Origin of the sequence: Nocardiopsis alba, assembly GCF_000710955.1 — a bacterium.
Taxonomy (GTDB): domain Bacteria; phylum Actinomycetota; class Actinomycetes; order Streptosporangiales; family Streptosporangiaceae; genus Nocardiopsis; species Nocardiopsis alba.
Genome location: NZ_BAZE01000010.1, coordinates 91447 through 107648 on the forward strand (window position 1 = coordinate 91447; position 16202 = coordinate 107648).

Annotated in this window: 9 protein-coding genes; 3 read left to right on the forward strand and 6 right to left on the reverse strand. The window is 68.8% G+C overall.

Annotated features, from left to right (window positions below; translation table 11 throughout):
• Nucleotides 1-147: 147 nt before the first annotated feature.
• Complete coding sequence (locus tag TR33_RS18190) at nucleotides 148-1164, reverse strand: hypothetical protein (RefSeq protein WP_042284374.1); 1017 nt, start codon at nucleotides 1162-1164, stop codon at nucleotides 148-150.
• Between the two features lie 939 nt (nucleotides 1165-2103).
• On the opposite strand from TR33_RS18190, the gene TR33_RS18195 reads away from it, so the two are divergent.
• Nucleotides 2104-3339, forward strand: a complete 1236-nt coding sequence (locus TR33_RS18195; RefSeq protein WP_042284376.1) for an MFS transporter — start codon at nucleotides 2104-2106, stop codon at nucleotides 3337-3339.
• Between the two features lie 60 nt (nucleotides 3340-3399).
• Here the strand turns inward: TR33_RS18195 and TR33_RS18200 are convergent, their stop codons facing one another.
• Both TR33_RS18200 and TR33_RS18205 read right to left on the reverse strand, forming a co-directional pair.
• On the reverse strand, nucleotides 3400-4098 hold the full coding sequence (locus TR33_RS18200; protein WP_042284378.1) for a DedA family protein: 699 nt from the start codon (nucleotides 4096-4098) through the stop codon (nucleotides 3400-3402).
• 111 nt (nucleotides 4099-4209) lie between these two features.
• A complete protein-coding gene (locus TR33_RS18205; RefSeq protein WP_042284380.1) occupies nucleotides 4210-5046 on the reverse strand; it encodes an aldo/keto reductase in 837 nt (278 codons plus the stop codon).
• 148 nt (nucleotides 5047-5194) lie between these two features.
• Between TR33_RS18205 and TR33_RS18210 the strand changes: the two genes are divergently transcribed.
• Both TR33_RS18210 and TR33_RS18215 read left to right on the forward strand, forming a co-directional pair.
• Nucleotides 5195-5797 (forward strand): suppressor of fused domain protein, encoded by a 603-nt coding sequence (locus TR33_RS18210; protein ID WP_026124716.1) that lies wholly within the window; start codon nucleotides 5195-5197, stop codon nucleotides 5795-5797.
• 79 nt (nucleotides 5798-5876) lie between these two features.
• Entirely contained in the window at nucleotides 5877-7901 is a 2025-nt protein-coding gene (locus TR33_RS18215; protein ID WP_042284382.1) for an acyltransferase family protein, read from the forward strand.
• Nucleotides 7902-7948: 47 nt separating this feature from the next.
• On the opposite strand, the gene TR33_RS18220 is transcribed toward TR33_RS18215, so the two are convergent.
• From TR33_RS18220 to TR33_RS18230, 3 genes are all read right to left on the reverse strand, one after another.
• Nucleotides 7949-12961, reverse strand: coding sequence for a DNA repair ATPase (locus TR33_RS18220; protein WP_042284384.1), 5013 nt, complete (start codon nucleotides 12959-12961; stop codon nucleotides 7949-7951).
• Nucleotides 12962-12972: 11 nt separating this feature from the next.
• On the reverse strand, nucleotides 12973-15018 hold the full coding sequence (locus TR33_RS18225) for a flotillin family protein (RefSeq protein WP_017533072.1): 2046 nt from the start codon (nucleotides 15016-15018) through the stop codon (nucleotides 12973-12975).
• 201 nt (nucleotides 15019-15219) lie between these two features.
• Nucleotides 15220-15864, reverse strand: a complete 645-nt coding sequence (locus TR33_RS18230; RefSeq protein ID WP_017533073.1) for an OB-fold-containig protein — start codon at nucleotides 15862-15864, stop codon at nucleotides 15220-15222.
• Between the last annotated feature and the right edge of the window lie 338 nt (nucleotides 15865-16202).

Below are 16202 nucleotides of genomic sequence, written 5' to 3' on the forward strand. Positions count from 1 at the left end.
AAGTTCGCAGGTCGATAGAGGTTGTATTGATCCTTTTCTGGAACGTGGCCTTCGGTTCTTCTACGTGTTACCGAGGGAACTACGAGAAACAAAAGTGGGCTCTGGTCCCATAAGAGACCAGAGCCCGTTCTATTCGACATTCCGTGATCAGCAGGCTCCACGACCCGCGGTCGTGTCGCACACCCCCTGGCCATCGTTCCAGGTCAGGGAGTCACGCGCGTTTCCGCCGAACGGCCGTGTCACGCTCACGTGCGTTCCGTGACCGGAATCCTCGGCCAACCAGACGCGCACTTCCTCGCCGCCGGCCCTGAACACGTAGAACGGATGCGGCACGGGAGAGCGTCCGCTTCCCGGATTGGTCCACCAGGTCGCCCCTTGGGCCTTGGAGACGTCCACGAACAGGCAGTCGTACGAGGTCCCGCCGAAGGTGCAGGTGCGGGGCTCGGCCCCGCCATAGCGGTTCACCGACGGGTCCGAGGTGATCCCGGTGTTCATCGCGCGCCAGTACATCGTGTCGCAGTCTCCGCCGCGGCAGGCGTTCCAGTCCGCCCACGCCCGGGCGCGGGCGTCGGGGGCGGCGGCCCCGCCTTCGAGGGCGGCGCAGTACTTGTTCACGATGTAGGGCACCACGAAGTCGGAGACCCACACCGAGTCGATGGCCTCGCCGGCGGTGTTGTTCGTGCCCAGGCCGGCCGAGTCCATCTGCCACAGGCCCACGCCGGGGTTGAAGAACAGCCCGTCGCGTCCGGCGGGATCGTAGAGGCCGGACTGGTTGTCGTAACGGGACAGGGTCATCGGCGAGGGCGGAAGCGGGGAACTCGCCGACACCTCCGGCCAGACCGGGGCCAGGGCCAGGGCGGTGGCCGATTCGGAGGTGATGGAGCAGGAGGCGTCGGCGGCGGCCCGTTCCGCCGCGCTCCTGGCGGCGGCCAGGGGCTCGGCCCCGAAACTCAACGGGCCGGGAGGGATGGCGGTGGCGGCCAGCTTGTCGTTCAAGGCCTGACGGTCGGCGGCCTCACGCTCGGCGGGGGTGTCGGCCGGAGTGGGCACGAAATCGGGGGTATCGGCCAAGGCCGTCTGCGGCGCGTAGAGCAGCGCGGCCGCGGCCAGGGCGGTGAGTGTGGTCAGAGCGCGTCGCAGGCGTCGCGGTCGGGGGGTCTTCACGGATCCACCTCTTGAGCGGGTTCGAGGGGAGAAGGAACACCGACCGGAGCACTGTCGGCGGTTTTCTTCATGGGCGTGTGACTCGGAGGAAAGTTACAACCGTTCCCCGAAGCCCGACAAGACCCCTCGCCGTGGCGCCCCGGACTCTCACCTCAAGGACAGGAGAATGTGTCCTCCTCCTCGTCGGGACGGGCCTCTCCGCCCTTGCCGCCCGCTCTTCGCGCGCGCCGACGCTCCCTGACCCGGGCCACCACGAACCAGGCGCACGCCACCGCGACCGGCCGACTCGCGCGCTTCGCCCCCGGGCGTTCGGTGGAGAACCCACCGGGATCACCTCACCGAGCCTCCCGGTGATCCTTCGCTCCCTGCCGTGACCCTCTGATCGAGCCGTCCGGATGTGGTCGTGCTCGTTTTTGTCGAGGAAATTTCAATACGTTTCATTCTTCCTCTCGGGGGTTGTAGGTCTTCGGTTTGTGGCATCTCTCCTTCTTGGCGTTGCGGTGAGTCCTTCTCCAGTTCAGGGGTCTGTACGTGTGCGGGAAACGCTTATAGCGTTTTCGGGGTCGGAGGTCAATGTAAAAAATATTCATTCTGGTTCGTGTTTGCCTTGGAACTTGCGCATCGGGAAACATCAAGGCTGATCCCGGCACCCCTTGAAGTTCCCATCGGCATGGAGGCGTTTCTTGCGCAGAATCCTCATGGTCTTCCCGCCTCCCCGAGAGCCGAGGGTCGGGGCCGTACTTCATCTCGTGCGGCCACACGAACCTCGCCCACAGCCGGTCACACCACGACGACGAACCGCTCGGCTGTCGGTGACAGCGGTATCCCCCGGCCGGACGGGCGCACCGTCATGAACGACGGGGAACGCGCCGCCCGCGCGCGGCGCATGCCGGAGGACGGTGGCGATCGGGCGTTTCCGCTGGTGGAGCAGGTGGACACATGAGTGGGGCCACACGTTCCCTCTGGAGGTTCAGCCCGGACGAGCGCACCCTCATCGCGGGGGCCTTACTGAACTCGATGGCCTTCTTCGCGGTGCTACCGTTCGCCTCGCTGTACCTGTCCGACCGAACGGAGCTGAGCGTTCCACTGATCGGCGCGGTGGTCGGCGGCATCGCCCTCATCGCGGCGGTGGGCGGTCTGTTCGGCGGCCTCCTCGTGGACCGCTCCCGGGCGGTGCGACTCATGGGCATGGGTCTGGCCGCCAACGTCGCCGTCTACGCCGCGCTCGCCTTGGTACGGATCCCCGAGCCGATCGTTCCGCTGCTCCTTCTGCTCGGCGCCGTGCGCACCCTGGTCGAGCCCGGCACGAAGAAGCTGCTGTCCCTGGCCGACACCGGGGACGGGCGGATCTTCCGGGTCCGTTACATCACCCTCTGCCTGGGGGCGATCATCGGACCCGCCGTGGGCGCGGTGCTCTACAACATCAGCCCGGTGGCGTTCTTCCTGGTACCGGCGTTCCTGTTCTTCCTGTACCTGCTGCTCCTACTGTCGAGGAGCCGTTCACTGAACGCCCTCGAGGGGCCGAAGAGCCCGGTTCCGCCGAGTTCGGCCCTGGCCGTGAGCACCGCTCTGCGCGACCGTTCGCTGCTGCTGGCGGTGGGGGCCGGTGCCGTCATTTTCCTGGTCTTCTCCCAGGTCGAGTCGATCATCCCGCTGTACATGAGGGAGCGGTACGCGGACCGGACCGAGTACCTGTTCGCTCTGCTCCTGATCTGTAACGCGGTTCTGGCGTTGGCCGTCCAGCCGGCGATCATGTGGCTCTCGGAGAGACTTCCGCGTCGGTCGCTGGTTCTCCTGGGCAGTGTCTCCTTCACCCTGGCCTTCGTGTTCTTCTGGCTGAGCCCCGTCCACCTGGCCCTGCTGTACGTCGGTATCGTTTTCTGGACGCTGGGGGAGGCGATCCTGCTCCCCTTGCCCGACATCGCCGTACACGAACTCGCGGTGGACGAGCGCAAAGGCACCTACTTCGGGCTGTCCGAGTTGCGCCACCTGGGTTTCTTCGTGGGCCCCGTGACGGGCGGATGGCTTTTGACGATCAACGCCTCCGTCTACTTCCTGTTCATGGGGTTGTTCGTCTTCCTGTGCGTGCCCCTGCTCCTGGGGATCCGAGGGGCGGCGGCCGGTACGGACGAGGACCCTGAACCGGTCCTGAGCTCCGAACCGGACCAGGCGTGAGCCGTGAACGGGCTTCGGGAAGACGCGACGGGACCTCGGGGAGAGACTCCGACTCTCACCTCAAGGACAGGAGAATGTGTCCTCCTCCTCGTCGGGACGGGCCTCTCCGCCCTTGTCGTCCTCTCTTCGCGCGCGCCGACGCTCCCTGACCCGGGCCACCACGAACCAGACGCACGCCACCGCGACCGCCCCCAGGACCACCTTGGATCCGATCCCGACGTACCCCTCCACCAGGTGCCACCGCTCGCCCAAGTGGTAGCCGAGCAGGATGAAGAGCGTGTTCCACAGGGTGCTGCCCAGAGCGGTGAGGAACAGGAAGAGGGGCGGGTTCATCCGCTCGATCCCGGCCGGGATCGAGATGAAACTACGGAACACCGGCACCATTCGACCCAGGAACACGGCCTTGGTGCCGTGACGCAGGAACCAGGCCTCGGTCCGGTCGATGTCGGAGACCTTCACCAGAGGCACCCGCCCGGCGAGCGCGCGAAAACGCTCCCGACCCAGCCAGGCCCCCAACCCGTAGAGGATCACGGCGCCCGTCAACGACCCGATCGTGGCCCAGACGATCACCTCGACCAGCCCCAGCTCCCCGCGGGACGCGGTGAACCCCGCCAAGGGGAGGATCGCCTCACTGGGGATCGGCGGAAAGAGGTTCTCCAGAGCCAGAGCCAGCGCCACTCCGGGGCCGCCCAACGGCTCGATCAGGCCGACCACCCACCCCACGACGCCCCCCGCCGCGGTCGGATCACTGCTGCTCACTCGGTATCTCCCGTTCGGTCCCCTCTCCTGCCGTCGAGGAGAGGGGGAACACACTACGGAGGGTGATGCAAGGTCCTCGTAAAGACCGACATCGCCGTGTCGTCCGAGGGATCAGAGGATCTCCAACGGCACCTTCCCGGTGGGAGCGGGGAAGCGCTCGTCGAGGGCCCTCAGATCGTCCGAGGTCAGACGCAGGTCCAGAGCCGCCCGGTTGGCCTCGACGTGCTCGACCCTGCTCGCCTTCGGAATGGCGCACAGGTTCCGGTCCGTCAGGATCCAGGCCAAGGCCACCTGCGCGGGCGAGGCCCCGTGCTCCTCGGCGATCCGGCCCAGCACCTCGTCGCCCAGAAGGCGCCCCTGCTCGATGGGGGAGTAGGCCATCACCGGGATCCCGTGCTCACGGCACCAGGGGAGCAGGTCGAACTCCGGCCCCCGACGCGTGAGGTTGTACAGGATCTGGTCGGTGGCGCATTCCTCGCCGCCGGGGACCGAACGCAGCTCGCGCATGTCGTCGGTGTCCAGGTTGCTCACCCCGAACGCCCCGATCTTCCCCGCGTCCCGCAGCTCGGCGAAGGCCTCCAGGGTCTCCTCCAACGGGTGCCCGCCACGCCAGTGCAGCAGGTACAGGTCCAGGTGGTCGGTGCCCAGGCGACGCAGGCTCCGCTCACAGGCGGCCACGGTGCCCGACCGGTCGGCGTTGTGCGGTAGTACCTTGCTGACCAGGAACACCTCGTCCCGGCGTCCACGGATCGCCTCGCCGACCACCTCCTCCGAGCCGCCGGAGCCGTACATCTCGGCCGTGTCGATCAGCCCCAGACCCAGGTCCAGCCCGTGCCGCAACGCCGCAACCTCGTCCGCCCGCGCCGAGGCCGTCTCGCCCATGCCCCAGGTCCCCTGACCCAGGACCGGCAGTGGTCGCTCGCCGGACGGAGTGTTCAGATCTCGCATGGTCCTCTTCCCGTTCGTCTCTCAGGGCCCGCGTGGTCTCTCTCACCCCGAGGGCATGATCGAAACACACACGTCGGTCGGGGTGCCCCCGGGGCACTCGTATCCTCTGGGGTGCGACGTCGTACATCGAGCAGGAGAGCGACACACGATGCTGGAGATCCTTCCCGGACTCACCCGGATCTACGAGGGATGGGCGGAGAAGTACCCGGACGTGCGTCCGTTGACCGTCCAGTTCGCCGCCGACGGCTCCACGGAGGGCCTGAACGGGGTGCTCGCCTACCCCCTGGAGGGACACTGGCTCCTCGTCACCTTCGGCCTCACCGAACTGGGCGAGAAGACCAGCGAGGAGAAGCGCGTCTCCGGAGCCGGGTTCGAGTTCACCTGCCGTATCCCGCGCGAGGACGGCGACGAGACCGTGCCCGCGTGGATCCTCCGCGTCCTGCACGCGCTCGCCTCGCAGTTCCTCGCCGGTACCGCCCTGGACGTCGGCCACTGGATCGTCACCCCCGCCCCGCTGGGCGGCGAGCCCGCCAACGGCGACATGACCTCGCTCGCGATCGTGCCCGACGTCGACATCCGTGTCATGGACACCGACAACGGCCTGGTGCTGTTCTTCCAGGTCGTCGGGCTCAAGACCGAAGAGGGCGAATACGCTCAGAAGGCCGACACCGTCGCCCCGATCGTCGCCCTCCTGCGTGACCGCGACCCGAAGATGATCACGGACCCGAATCGCGAGACCATCCGTCTCTGACGAGGTTCGCCCGAGAGTGGCCGGAAGGTCGCTCCGAGTACGACCGCCCGTCACCCGGGGGCGTGAGCATGGGCTCCCCGTGAGAACGATCAGTCCCCCCACACGCATCGACCATCGACCGGAGATCGACGGGCTACGGGCGGTCGCCGTCCTGCTCGTCGCCGTCTACCACGTGTGGTTCGGCCGGGTCTCCGGCGGCGTGGACGTGTTCCTGCTGCTCACCGGCTTCCTCATCACCGGTTCCCTGATACGCGCGGTCGAACGCGACGGACGGATCCGCCTCGGAGCCTTCCTCTCCCGGCTGGCCGGTCGGCTGGTCCCCACCGCGGTCCTGGTGATCGCGGTGACGCTCGTCGGGGCCCGGCTGTTCCTGCCGGAGCCCCGATGGCGCGAGACCCTCACCGAGGCCGTCGCCTCCGCCCTCTATCACGAGAACTGGGCCCTGGCCCGGAACGCGGTCGACTACCTGGCGCGGGACACGGCCGTCAGCCCCTTCCAACACTTCTGGTCACTGTCCGTCCAAGGGCAGTTCTACCTGCTCTGGCCCCTGGTCGTCGGCCTGGCCGCCTGGTGGGCGCACCGGCGAGGACGGGCACCGCGTCGAGTGCTGGTCGCGGCGCTGGTCGCGGTGTTCGCCCTGTCGCTCGCCTATTCGGTGGTCGTGACCCGGGCGGATCAGGCCTGGGCCTACTTCGACACCGGGGCCCGGTTGTGGGAGTTCGCGCTCGGCGGCCTTCTGGCCCTCGCCGTACCGCTCCTGAACCCGCCCAGGACGGCGCGACTCATCCTGGGCTGGGCCGGGTTGGTCGCCCTGGTCTCCTGTGGGGTGCTCCTCCAGGTGTCCACGGTCTTTCCCGGATACGCCGCGCTGTGGCCCACTCTGGCGGCGGTCGCGATCATCACCGCCGGCACCACCGGCTCCCGCCTGGGGGCCGACCGGCTGCTCACGCCGCGTCCGATGCGCTACCTCGGATCGATCTCGTACGCGCTCTACCTGTGGCACTGGCCGATCCTGGTGTTCTATCTGGAGTACACCGGGCGCACCCTGGCGAGCCCGTTCGGCGGGGCCTTGGTCCTGGCCCTCTCGGTGGCCTTGGCCGCCGTGACCACGCCCATCGCCGATCGGCTGGTCGCCCTCGTCCGCGCCGGCGGCGGTCGGTCCGCCCGGGTACGGGCCCCGGCCCTGGCCCTGGCCTGCCTATTGCCGTTGCTGACGGTCACCGGTGCCTGGACGGCCCGGATGGACGCCGAACAGCGCCGTCTGGAGGAGCTGATCGGCGATCCCCTGCGCTATCCGGGGGCCGTCGAACTGGTCGATGGAGAACGTTCCTCCTATCCCGACCCGGTTCTTCCGGACCCGGCCTCGGCCGACCAGGACGTCCCCGTCACCTACGAGGAGGGCTGCAACCAGACGATCGCCGGTACCGAGGTCATCACCTGCGAATACGGAGAAGAGGACGCCGACCGCACCGTCGCCCTGGTGGGAGGCTCCCACGCGGCCCACTGGTTCCCGGCCCTGGAAGAGATCGCGGACCGGCACGGCTGGAGACTCGTCAACATCGTCAAGGGGGCGTGCCTGTTCACCGACGAGCCGCAGCGCTACCGGGGCGAGCCCTACACCGAGTGTGCCGAATGGAACCGCGGCGTGATGGACGAACTCGCCGACCTGCGCCCGGACGCCGTGTTCACCACCGGAACCACCACCAGCCTCGACACCTCGGCCGGGTTCGGGGAGGAGACGCTGGTGGACGGCTACGTCGACCGTTGGCGCGAACTCGACGACCTGGAGATCGAGGTGGTCGCGGTCCGGGACACCCCACGCCCGGGGTTCGACGTCCCCGAATGCCTGGCCACCGACGAACCCTCGGAGTGCACGGCGGCCCCCGAGGATTCGATGGCGCGGACCTCGCCCCTCGAAGACGCCGCCCTTCCCGACAACGTGTCCACCCTCGACCTCACCGACCTGGTGTGCGACCCCGACCTGTGCCGCCCCGTGGTCGGCAACGTGCTGGTCTTCTGGGACGGCGGCCACATCACCACCACCTACATGCGCACCCTCGCCCCCGAACTCGAACGCCGTCTCCTCACCGCCACCGACTGGTGAACGCGAAGGGCCGCCGTGGGGGTCACGGCGGCCCTCGGGGTGGGTGATCAGCGTCGGTCGTGGTCGAGGGCGGCGCCGATCTCGCCGACACGGTCGGCCAGCAGGCCCATCGCGCCGATGGCGCGGGTCATCGGGTCGTCCTCGGCGCCGCCCAGCGCACGGCCTCGGCGGAAGCCCTCCTTGACCTCGGTCCAGCGTCGTTCCTGCTCGGGGGTCATCACCCCGCGCAGCTCGGCCAGCTTCAACAGGTTGGCCTCCGCGCCCGACGTGAGGGTCTGGGCCTCGCCCACGTAGTGGTCGTCGATCGCGGCCTCCACCTCGGCGTCGTTCATGACCGGCACGATCTTCTCCGCGAGCCGGTTCATGTTCCGGTACGACCCCTGGAGTCGGAACGGCGGTTCGGTGCGCGAGTCCTCGGACTGGGCGGCCGAGGCGATGTAGGCCTGGTTGTTGGCCAGCACGACCTCCTGCACCCGCAGCATCTTCCGCAGCACCGACACGATCCGGTCGACCTCGGCGGCCGAGTACGGATGCTTCAACCGGTCGGTGCCGACCGAGTCGTCGCCCTGGGCCATGCGCACGAACGTGTACACGTCCTCACGGTCACGCGTCGACAGCGGGGCCAGGGTCGGGTTGGAGGTGAGCGCGTTCTCGATGTAGCTGAGCGCGAACAGTTCCTCCTTGCCGGACAGCACGTCGCCCAGGTTGTACACGTCGGCGCGGTTGGCCAACATGTCCGGGATCCGGAAGCGCTTGCCCTGTTCGGTGTAGGGGTTACCGGCCATGCACACCGCGAACCGTTTGCCGCGCAGGTCGTAGGTGCGGGTACGGCCCTCCCAGACGCCCTCCATCCGCCGTTGGCCGTCGCAGAGGGAGATGAACTTCTGCAACAGCTCGGGATCGGTGTGCTGGATGTCGTCCAGGTACAGCATCGTGTTCGAGCCCATCTCCAACGCGAAGGAGATCTTCTCGACCTCCTGGCGGGAGGTGGCGTCCGGTGCCTCGGCCGGGTCCAACGAGGTGACCCCGTGCCCGAGGGCGGGCCCGTTCACCTTGACGAACACCAGGCCCAGGCGGCTCGCCACATACTCCATGAGCGTGGTCTTGCCGTAGCCGGGCGGGGAGATGAGCAGCAGGAGCCCGCTCTGGTCGGTGCGCTTGTCGTCGCCGGCCGCCCCCAGCTGTTTGGCGAGGTTGTCGCCGATCAGCGGCAGGTACGACTCGTCGAGCAGACGGTTGCGGACGAAGCCGCTCATCACCTTCGGCCGGTACTCGTCCAACCGGAGACGTTCGCGTTCGGCGGCCACCAGTTCGTTGCGTCGCCGCTGGAAGTCCCGGTAGGCGGGCACGTCCAGGGTCCGGAACCGTCGGGTGCGCGGCAGGATCTCGTCCAGCCGGACCGTGAGGGACCGTTCGGTGACGCGGGGGTGGGAGCCGAGCAGCCCCGCGACCCGCTCCTCCACGGCGGCGGACGACTCGTAGCGGTCCACGGAGGCCAGCTCGAGGGCGACGGCCTCGGGCAGGTCGCCCTCGGCGATCGGTTCCTCCAACGTGGTGCCGTAGGCCTCCAACCACGCCGTCACCAACTGGTGGCGGGCGGACACGTCGTCGCCCAACCTCCGCAGGTCCTCCTCGAAGGCCTTGCGGGTGGTCTCCCTGGTGCTGCCGAGGGCACGGTGGAAGCGGTCCAGCAGGGTGCGGGCACCCGCGCCGGAGACGAACCCCCGCTCGTTGGGGCCGTCCAGTGCCAACTCCTCGAACAGGTACTCGCCCACCAGGTCGAGGTCGGTGTCCTGGTACAGCCCGGTCTCGACGAGGAAGGAGTCCACACTCCCGGCGAGTTCGGCGCGCAACGCCTCGATCGCCGACGACCGTCGGGCCCCGAACACGCTCCGGGCCCGGGCCAACGAGCCGGCCCGGGTCCGCCAGGCGCGCTGACGTTCCTTGTCGGCGCCGAACGCCCAGAACATCTGGGCGACCGCGCGCACCCCTCCCGGGTAGCGCAACAGTCCGGCGCCGGCGCGCAGACGGAGCAGCGCGGCCAGGATCCGGGCGGCGTCCTGGTCGTGCACGCCCCGTTCGTAGCCCTCGTCGTAGCGGCTCTCGGCGACCCCGCGGACCAGAGAGGCCAGGGAGTCGCCGTTCTCGGGGTGCAGGACGGCCTCGTTCAGGGCCTCCAGGGTCGGCGTGCCCTCGCCGTCCTCGGCCCTCGCCAGGATCGACGTGGCCAGGTACTCGGACCGGTACACGTCGGGGCTCTCGGAGACCAGCAGCCGGTCCCACAGCCGTTCGGTCTCCTGGAAGGCCTCATCGGTGACGGGCGACCGGAAGTCGGTGCCGGTGATGGCCACCGACATACGCCCGTCGTGCGGGGTGAGGGTGAGGTCGATCGGCTGGGTGTTGACCGCGAAGCGGTGGCGGCCCAACCGGATCGTCTCGCCGCCGACGCCGCCCTCGAACAGGTCGGCACGGTCCTGGAGGGCCCGCCCCGCCTCCTGCCGGGCGGCGAGGATCCGCCCCTCCAGCTCCTCGGCGCGCACGGTGTCGCCGAGTTCGCGCATCTCCTCGACGGTGCGGCGCAGCCGCGTCACCATCGCGTCCGAGGCGAAATAGGTGTTGATGTCCTCCAGGGTGGTCAGCGTGGCGACCCGCCGGTGCACCCCCTCCAGGACCCGGGCGGCGGAGGAGGCCAGGCGGTCGGCCCTGCGGGACCGCTCGTCCACCAGGGCCTGTTTGCGGGTGGAGAACGCCTCGTAGACGTCCTCGCGCTTGTCGGCCAGCTCTTGGAGGAAGTCGTCGAACTCCGCGAAGCGCGACTCCAGGTTCTCCAGTTGCAGCATGATCCGGCCGAGCTGCTCGTCGCAGCCGTCCGGGGTGTCCGCGGCGGCGATCGCCCCGGTGACGGCCTGACCGAGCAGGGCGAACTCGGCGGCGAACTCGGCCCGCCCCTCCAGGGCGAGCAGCTCCTTGCGCCGGGAGTCCAGGGTGGCGCGGGCTCGGTTGACCCCGCCCATCACCTCGCTGATCCGCTCCAGGATGCGGGTGCGCACCTGGGCGTCGCCGATGTCCAGGGAACCGATCACCTCGGTGACGACCTGGAGCCCTTCGGTCTGTTCGGCGATGCGCTCGCCGACGGCGGTGGCGGCGCTGACCGCCTCCAGGGCCTCGGCCTCCTCGACCAGCCGCTCCACCTCGGAGTGGTAGCCGTCGAAGGCGTCCTCCTGTTCGAGGAAGGACACCGTGCGCCGGCCGGTGGAGGCGATCTCCTCGTCGAGACGCCCTTCGAGCGCGTCGATCCGGTCGGTGTCCACGTAGCGTGTCTCGCGCAGCGTGGCGGTCCGCCCCTGGGCCCGGCGCAGCTCGGTCAGCCGGGTCACCCATCCCTCCGCCGACCGGGGGGTCTCCCCTCGGGACCGGCGGATCAGCGAGGTGACCTTCTCCTCGGTCTCGGCGAGGGTCTCGGCGGCCTGACGGGTCAGGGCCTGGACGGTCTCGAACTCCTCCAGCACCCGCTCGGCGGTGCCGCGCACCTCGGCGAGCGGGGAGGCGAGGTCGCCGAGCTCGTCGTCGCCCAGCCAGTGGAACCGGTCCAGGACCCGGCGGCAGGAGGCGATGAGGGCGGCGAACACCTCGCTGGAGGGGGTCATGTCCTCGGCGATCCGGGCCACCGACAGACACTCGGAGACACCCTGGACCAGTTCGGCGTTGCCGATCCGCTCCAGTGGTCCGGTGCCCACGGGTTGGGCCGCCGCGTAGACGTCGGAGACGAACGGGGTCCGCCAGACCTGCATCGGGTGGACCCGTGTGGGTTCGCCCGAGTTGTCGCGGAAGACCGTCATGGTCCCGTCGTCGAACAGTGAGTAGCCGTGACAGACGATCGGGTTGGCGACCTCCTTGCGGATGGTGTTGTACGGCAGCAGCAGACTGCGGCCGTCCGCCCGCGAGTGGAAGACGTACAGCACGTCCTCGCCGTTGGGCGAGCGCACGACCCGCTCGAACTCCAGGTCGGTGACGTCGGTGTCGAAGGTGCGCGCCACCCCGGTGGACAGGTAGTAGCCGCCGGGGAAGATGAGCCCCTGGTCGTCGGGCAGACGCTGACAGGACTGGCCGATGCCGTCGAGACGCTCGACCCCCTTGGTCCGTGTGTTGAAGACCAGGTAGCGCCACGTGGACTCGTTGTAGGGCAGGATCCGCAGCAGGATGAGCGGGCCGACCTCGGCGTGGAACACCGCCGCGTCGGCCAGACTCTGGAGCGGCTCGTCGACGGGCTCGCTGTAGATGCCCTCGCCGACCTCGGTGTTGTTCTCGATCTTGATGGTCAGGTCGCCGCCGACCGTCTCGACGAACAACTCGTCGTGGATCGAGATGTGCGGGTGCCGCCCCTGCACGTGGTCCTCGCGGGTGGCCTCCACCCACTCGAACTCGTGCGAGGGCGGGAACACGTGGTCGCGTTCGCCCCGGTCGTCGAGGTAGGCGATCTTCCCGGTGGGGGAGACCGACCACCGCAGCACCCGGACGTCCTCCGTGCTCGGCCCGGTCTGGAAGACGGCGAGCAGACGCTCCTCCACCCGCCTCAACTGGAGCAGGCGGGCGTCGCGGTAGTAGCGGTAGAGCCGCTCGAACTCCTGCCGGAAACGCTCGTCGGAGAGCAGTCCGGAGACGGCGTCCTCGGGTGCGTCGACGAACGAGAAGGAATCGCCGTCGTGTTCGTATCGGTGCAGCGAGAACACGTCGGAGACGTGCGTGGTGCTCTGCATCCCGATGTAGACGTTGTAGCCGAACAGGAACACGGCCCCGTCGGTACCGTCCCCCACGCTCACCAGGTCGCGGGGTGCACAGTTGTGCTCGGTACGGATGCGTTCGGTGCCGAGCAGGGAGAGTTCGGTGCCGCCGAACACCTCCAGACGGCGGTCGTTGAGCTCCTCGGTCCGCCGGGCCAGCTCGCCGGTCTGTTCACGGAGCCGGGCGCGGAGCACCTCGTAGGTGCCCGCGTCCAGCGTCCGCGCGTCCTCGGCTTCGGGCCCGGGGCCTTCGGTCTCCTGGGACTGGGCCTCGGTCACGGAGGACTACCTCACTGCTTCACGGGGGCGAGAGTGGTCACGGGCAGCTGGTCCAGCCCCAGGGAGCGGGCCGTGCCGAGCAGCCGGTTCAGCTTGCCGGTGTCCTCGCCGCCCGCGCCGATCAGCTTGAGCAGCAGGGCGGAGACGGTGAGGTTCTTGAGGTCCTCGGTGTCCACCGTGGCCAGGATCCGCTTCATGTCCGCGGCGAAGTCGCCCTCGCCGTTGAGCCAGCCGTTGCCCAGGGCCTGGACGGTGTCGGAGCCGTTGACGAAGCCGTCCACGGCCTTGCCCATGCCGATCGAGTTGACCATGCGGTCGAAGAAGGCGCCGTCGCCACCGACGATGTTGATGTCGGCGCTCTCCAGGCCGGCGGCCATGGCCGTGGCCTGGGCCTCGGCGATGTGGCGGTGCACGTCGATCCCGGCGAGGCGGACCTCCTTCTCCGCGTCCAGGCGGAGACGGTACTCCTCGTGCTCGCGGCTGACCTGGTCCAGGGCGGCCATCGCCTCGGCCTTGTCGGTCAGACCCGCGGCCTCGGCGCGCAGCTTCTTCTCGATGGCGTCGGCCTCGACCTCGGCCTTCTCGCGGGCCACGACGGCCTCGGCGCGGCCGAGCTTCTCGACGGCCTCGGCGTCCTGCTCGCGGACCTGGACCTCGGCCAGACCGGCGGCCGCGGCCTCGGCCTGGAGCCCCTCGGCCAGACGGATCTTGGCGCGGGTGTCCAGCTCGGCGGCCTGCTGACGGGCCTCGGCGAGCGTGAGCTCCTCCTGGGCCTTGTGCTTGGCCGCGGCCTCGGCGGCCTCGGCGGCCTTGATGTCCTTGACCAGGTTCTCCTGGGCCTCGGCCTCGGCGTGGATGATGATGGCCTGACGCTGGCGCTCGGCCTCCTCGACCGCGCGCAGCTTCTTGATCGCCTCTTCCTGCTCGGCGACGGTGCGGTCGACGGCCACACGCTCACGGATGACGTCGGCGACCTCGCGCTTCTCGGCCTCGACCTCCTTGTCCTTGGAGATCCGGCTCAGCTCGGTCTCGCGTTCGCGGCCGATGACCTCCAGCAGACGGTCCTTCTCGATACGCTCGCTCTCGATGGCGATGACCCGCTCGCGGTTCTTCTCGGCGACCGCGATCTCGCGCTGCTGGTTCTGGTGCTGGACGCCGAGCTGCTCGTTGGTGCGCAGGTTGGCGGTCTCCGCCTTCAGCCGCTCCTCGGCCTGGACGCGGGCGGTCTCGGCCTCCTCACGGGCACGGATGATCTCGATCTCGCGCTTGGCCTTGGCGGCCGCCTCCTCGCGACGCTTCTCCAGCTCGGCGAGGGTCTCGGCGGTCTCCGTGTTCTGGCGGTCGATCTCCTTCTTGCGGTCGTTCTCGAACTCGTTGGTGCGCTTGTGCTCCTTGGAGGTGCGCTCCGTGATCTTCGAGATGCCCTGCGCGTCCAGGATGTTGTTGGAGTCGTGCTGGTGCAGCGGGGTCTGCTCCAGCTCGTCGATGGCGACGTCTTCGAGGATGTAGCCGTTGAGGTCGGTGCCGATCAGGGAGACGATCGCCTGGCGGAACTCCTCGCGGTGGGTGAACAGCTCTTCGAAGTCGAACTGCTTGCCGACGGTCTTGAGGGCCTCGGAGAACTTGGAGTTGAAGAGCTCCTGGAGGGTGTCCTGGTCGCTGGCGCGCTCGGTGCCGATCGCCTTCGCGACCTTCTTGACGTCCTCGGCGGTCTCGTTCACCCGGACGTAGAAGAACACCTTGATGTCGGCGCGAATATTGTCCTTGCAGGTCAGGCCTTCGCGGCCACCGCGCTCAAGGGTCAGGGTCTTGAGCGAGATGTCCATGACCTCGGCCTTGTGCAGGACCGGAAGGACGATGGCGCCGGTGAAGGTGACGTGGACGTCCCGCACCTTCGAGATGATCAGGGCCTTGCCCTGTTCGACCTTGCGGAAGAGTCTGGTCACCATCAGGAGCAGGGCGAGGAGGACGACGATACCGATGGCGAGGGCTACGCCGACGGTCATGAAGGCGGCGTCGGCCGCGTCCTGACCGGTGGTGGGGGCGCTCAGCAACACGTAGGGGTCTCTTTTCTACGAGTGACGTGGGTCTGGACGCGCGGTACCGGGAGGCTGGAGGACGGTCGCGGGAGGGCCGTACCGGAAGCGCTCGTCACGGGGTGAGACGCGTCGATGGGACGAACGGTTCCATTCGGACGAAAGAAAGTCCCTGCTCACGGCGGGTGAAAGAGGGCGGAACCGGTGGAACGGGGTGTGGCGTCAGGAGGACTGTCCGGGATCCAGCGCGGGATCGAAGGCGGTCACCAGGAAGACGTCGTCCTCCTGCCGATGGTCGAAGATGAGCGCGGTACCGCCGACGGGGAGGATCTCGCCGCCGGTGGTGCGCACGGGGATGGAGATGGCGGCCCCGCCCGCGGTGGTGATCTCGGCCTGGCCGAAGGACCCGTGGGCCTCACCGATACGGATGAGGCAGGTGCGGCCGACCAGCTCGTGCTTGGACCCGCCGGCGCGCTTGGGCAGGAAACGCTGGAGGCCCATCACCAGGCCGCTGGTGACCGCCCAGGCGGCGACCAGCGCGATGAGCAGGACGACAGCCCCCAGGGCGTACAGCAGGGGGGTCGAGGTGGTGCCGACGAGGCTGGTCACGATGCTCCCCATCATGCTGACGAACCAGGCCACGGAGACGAGCATGGTCAGGGCCACGGTCACCGGGACTCTTCCCATCCCCGCCCGGCTCAGGAAGGCGCTCAGCCCGGTGGCGTCGCCGTCGGCGTCCACGCTGTCGAGCGTCTCGGTGTCGGCCGCGCCGACGATCACGAAGATCCAGTAGCCGAGGACGACGATGAGCAGCGGGGTGAACAGGACGGTGGGGAATCCGAAGGCGGTGCTCAGGAAAAGTCCCATCCCGCCCGACCCACTCTCCTCATGTCCTCCGGGGTCGGGCACGCCGAGACCCCGGTACACCGTCGTTCCGTTCGGGAACCGTGTCGGAACTCTACCGAACGTCCCAGTTCAGGAGGGTCTCAGGGGTCGGTTTGACCGCTTGTGGCCATGGCCGTCGCACTGCGCTCCGGCCCCGTCACGCAGAAGACCCGCCCGGCGGACGGACACCGGGCGGGTGGATCGAGGAGAGGAGGCCGAGCGGGTTTCCAAGGGCTGGGAAAACGGCTCCGACCAGGGTGGACGGGGCGGGGAAACGGGGCAGGGGAAGAAAGAGGAGAAAAGATTCGGGGAGGATGTCG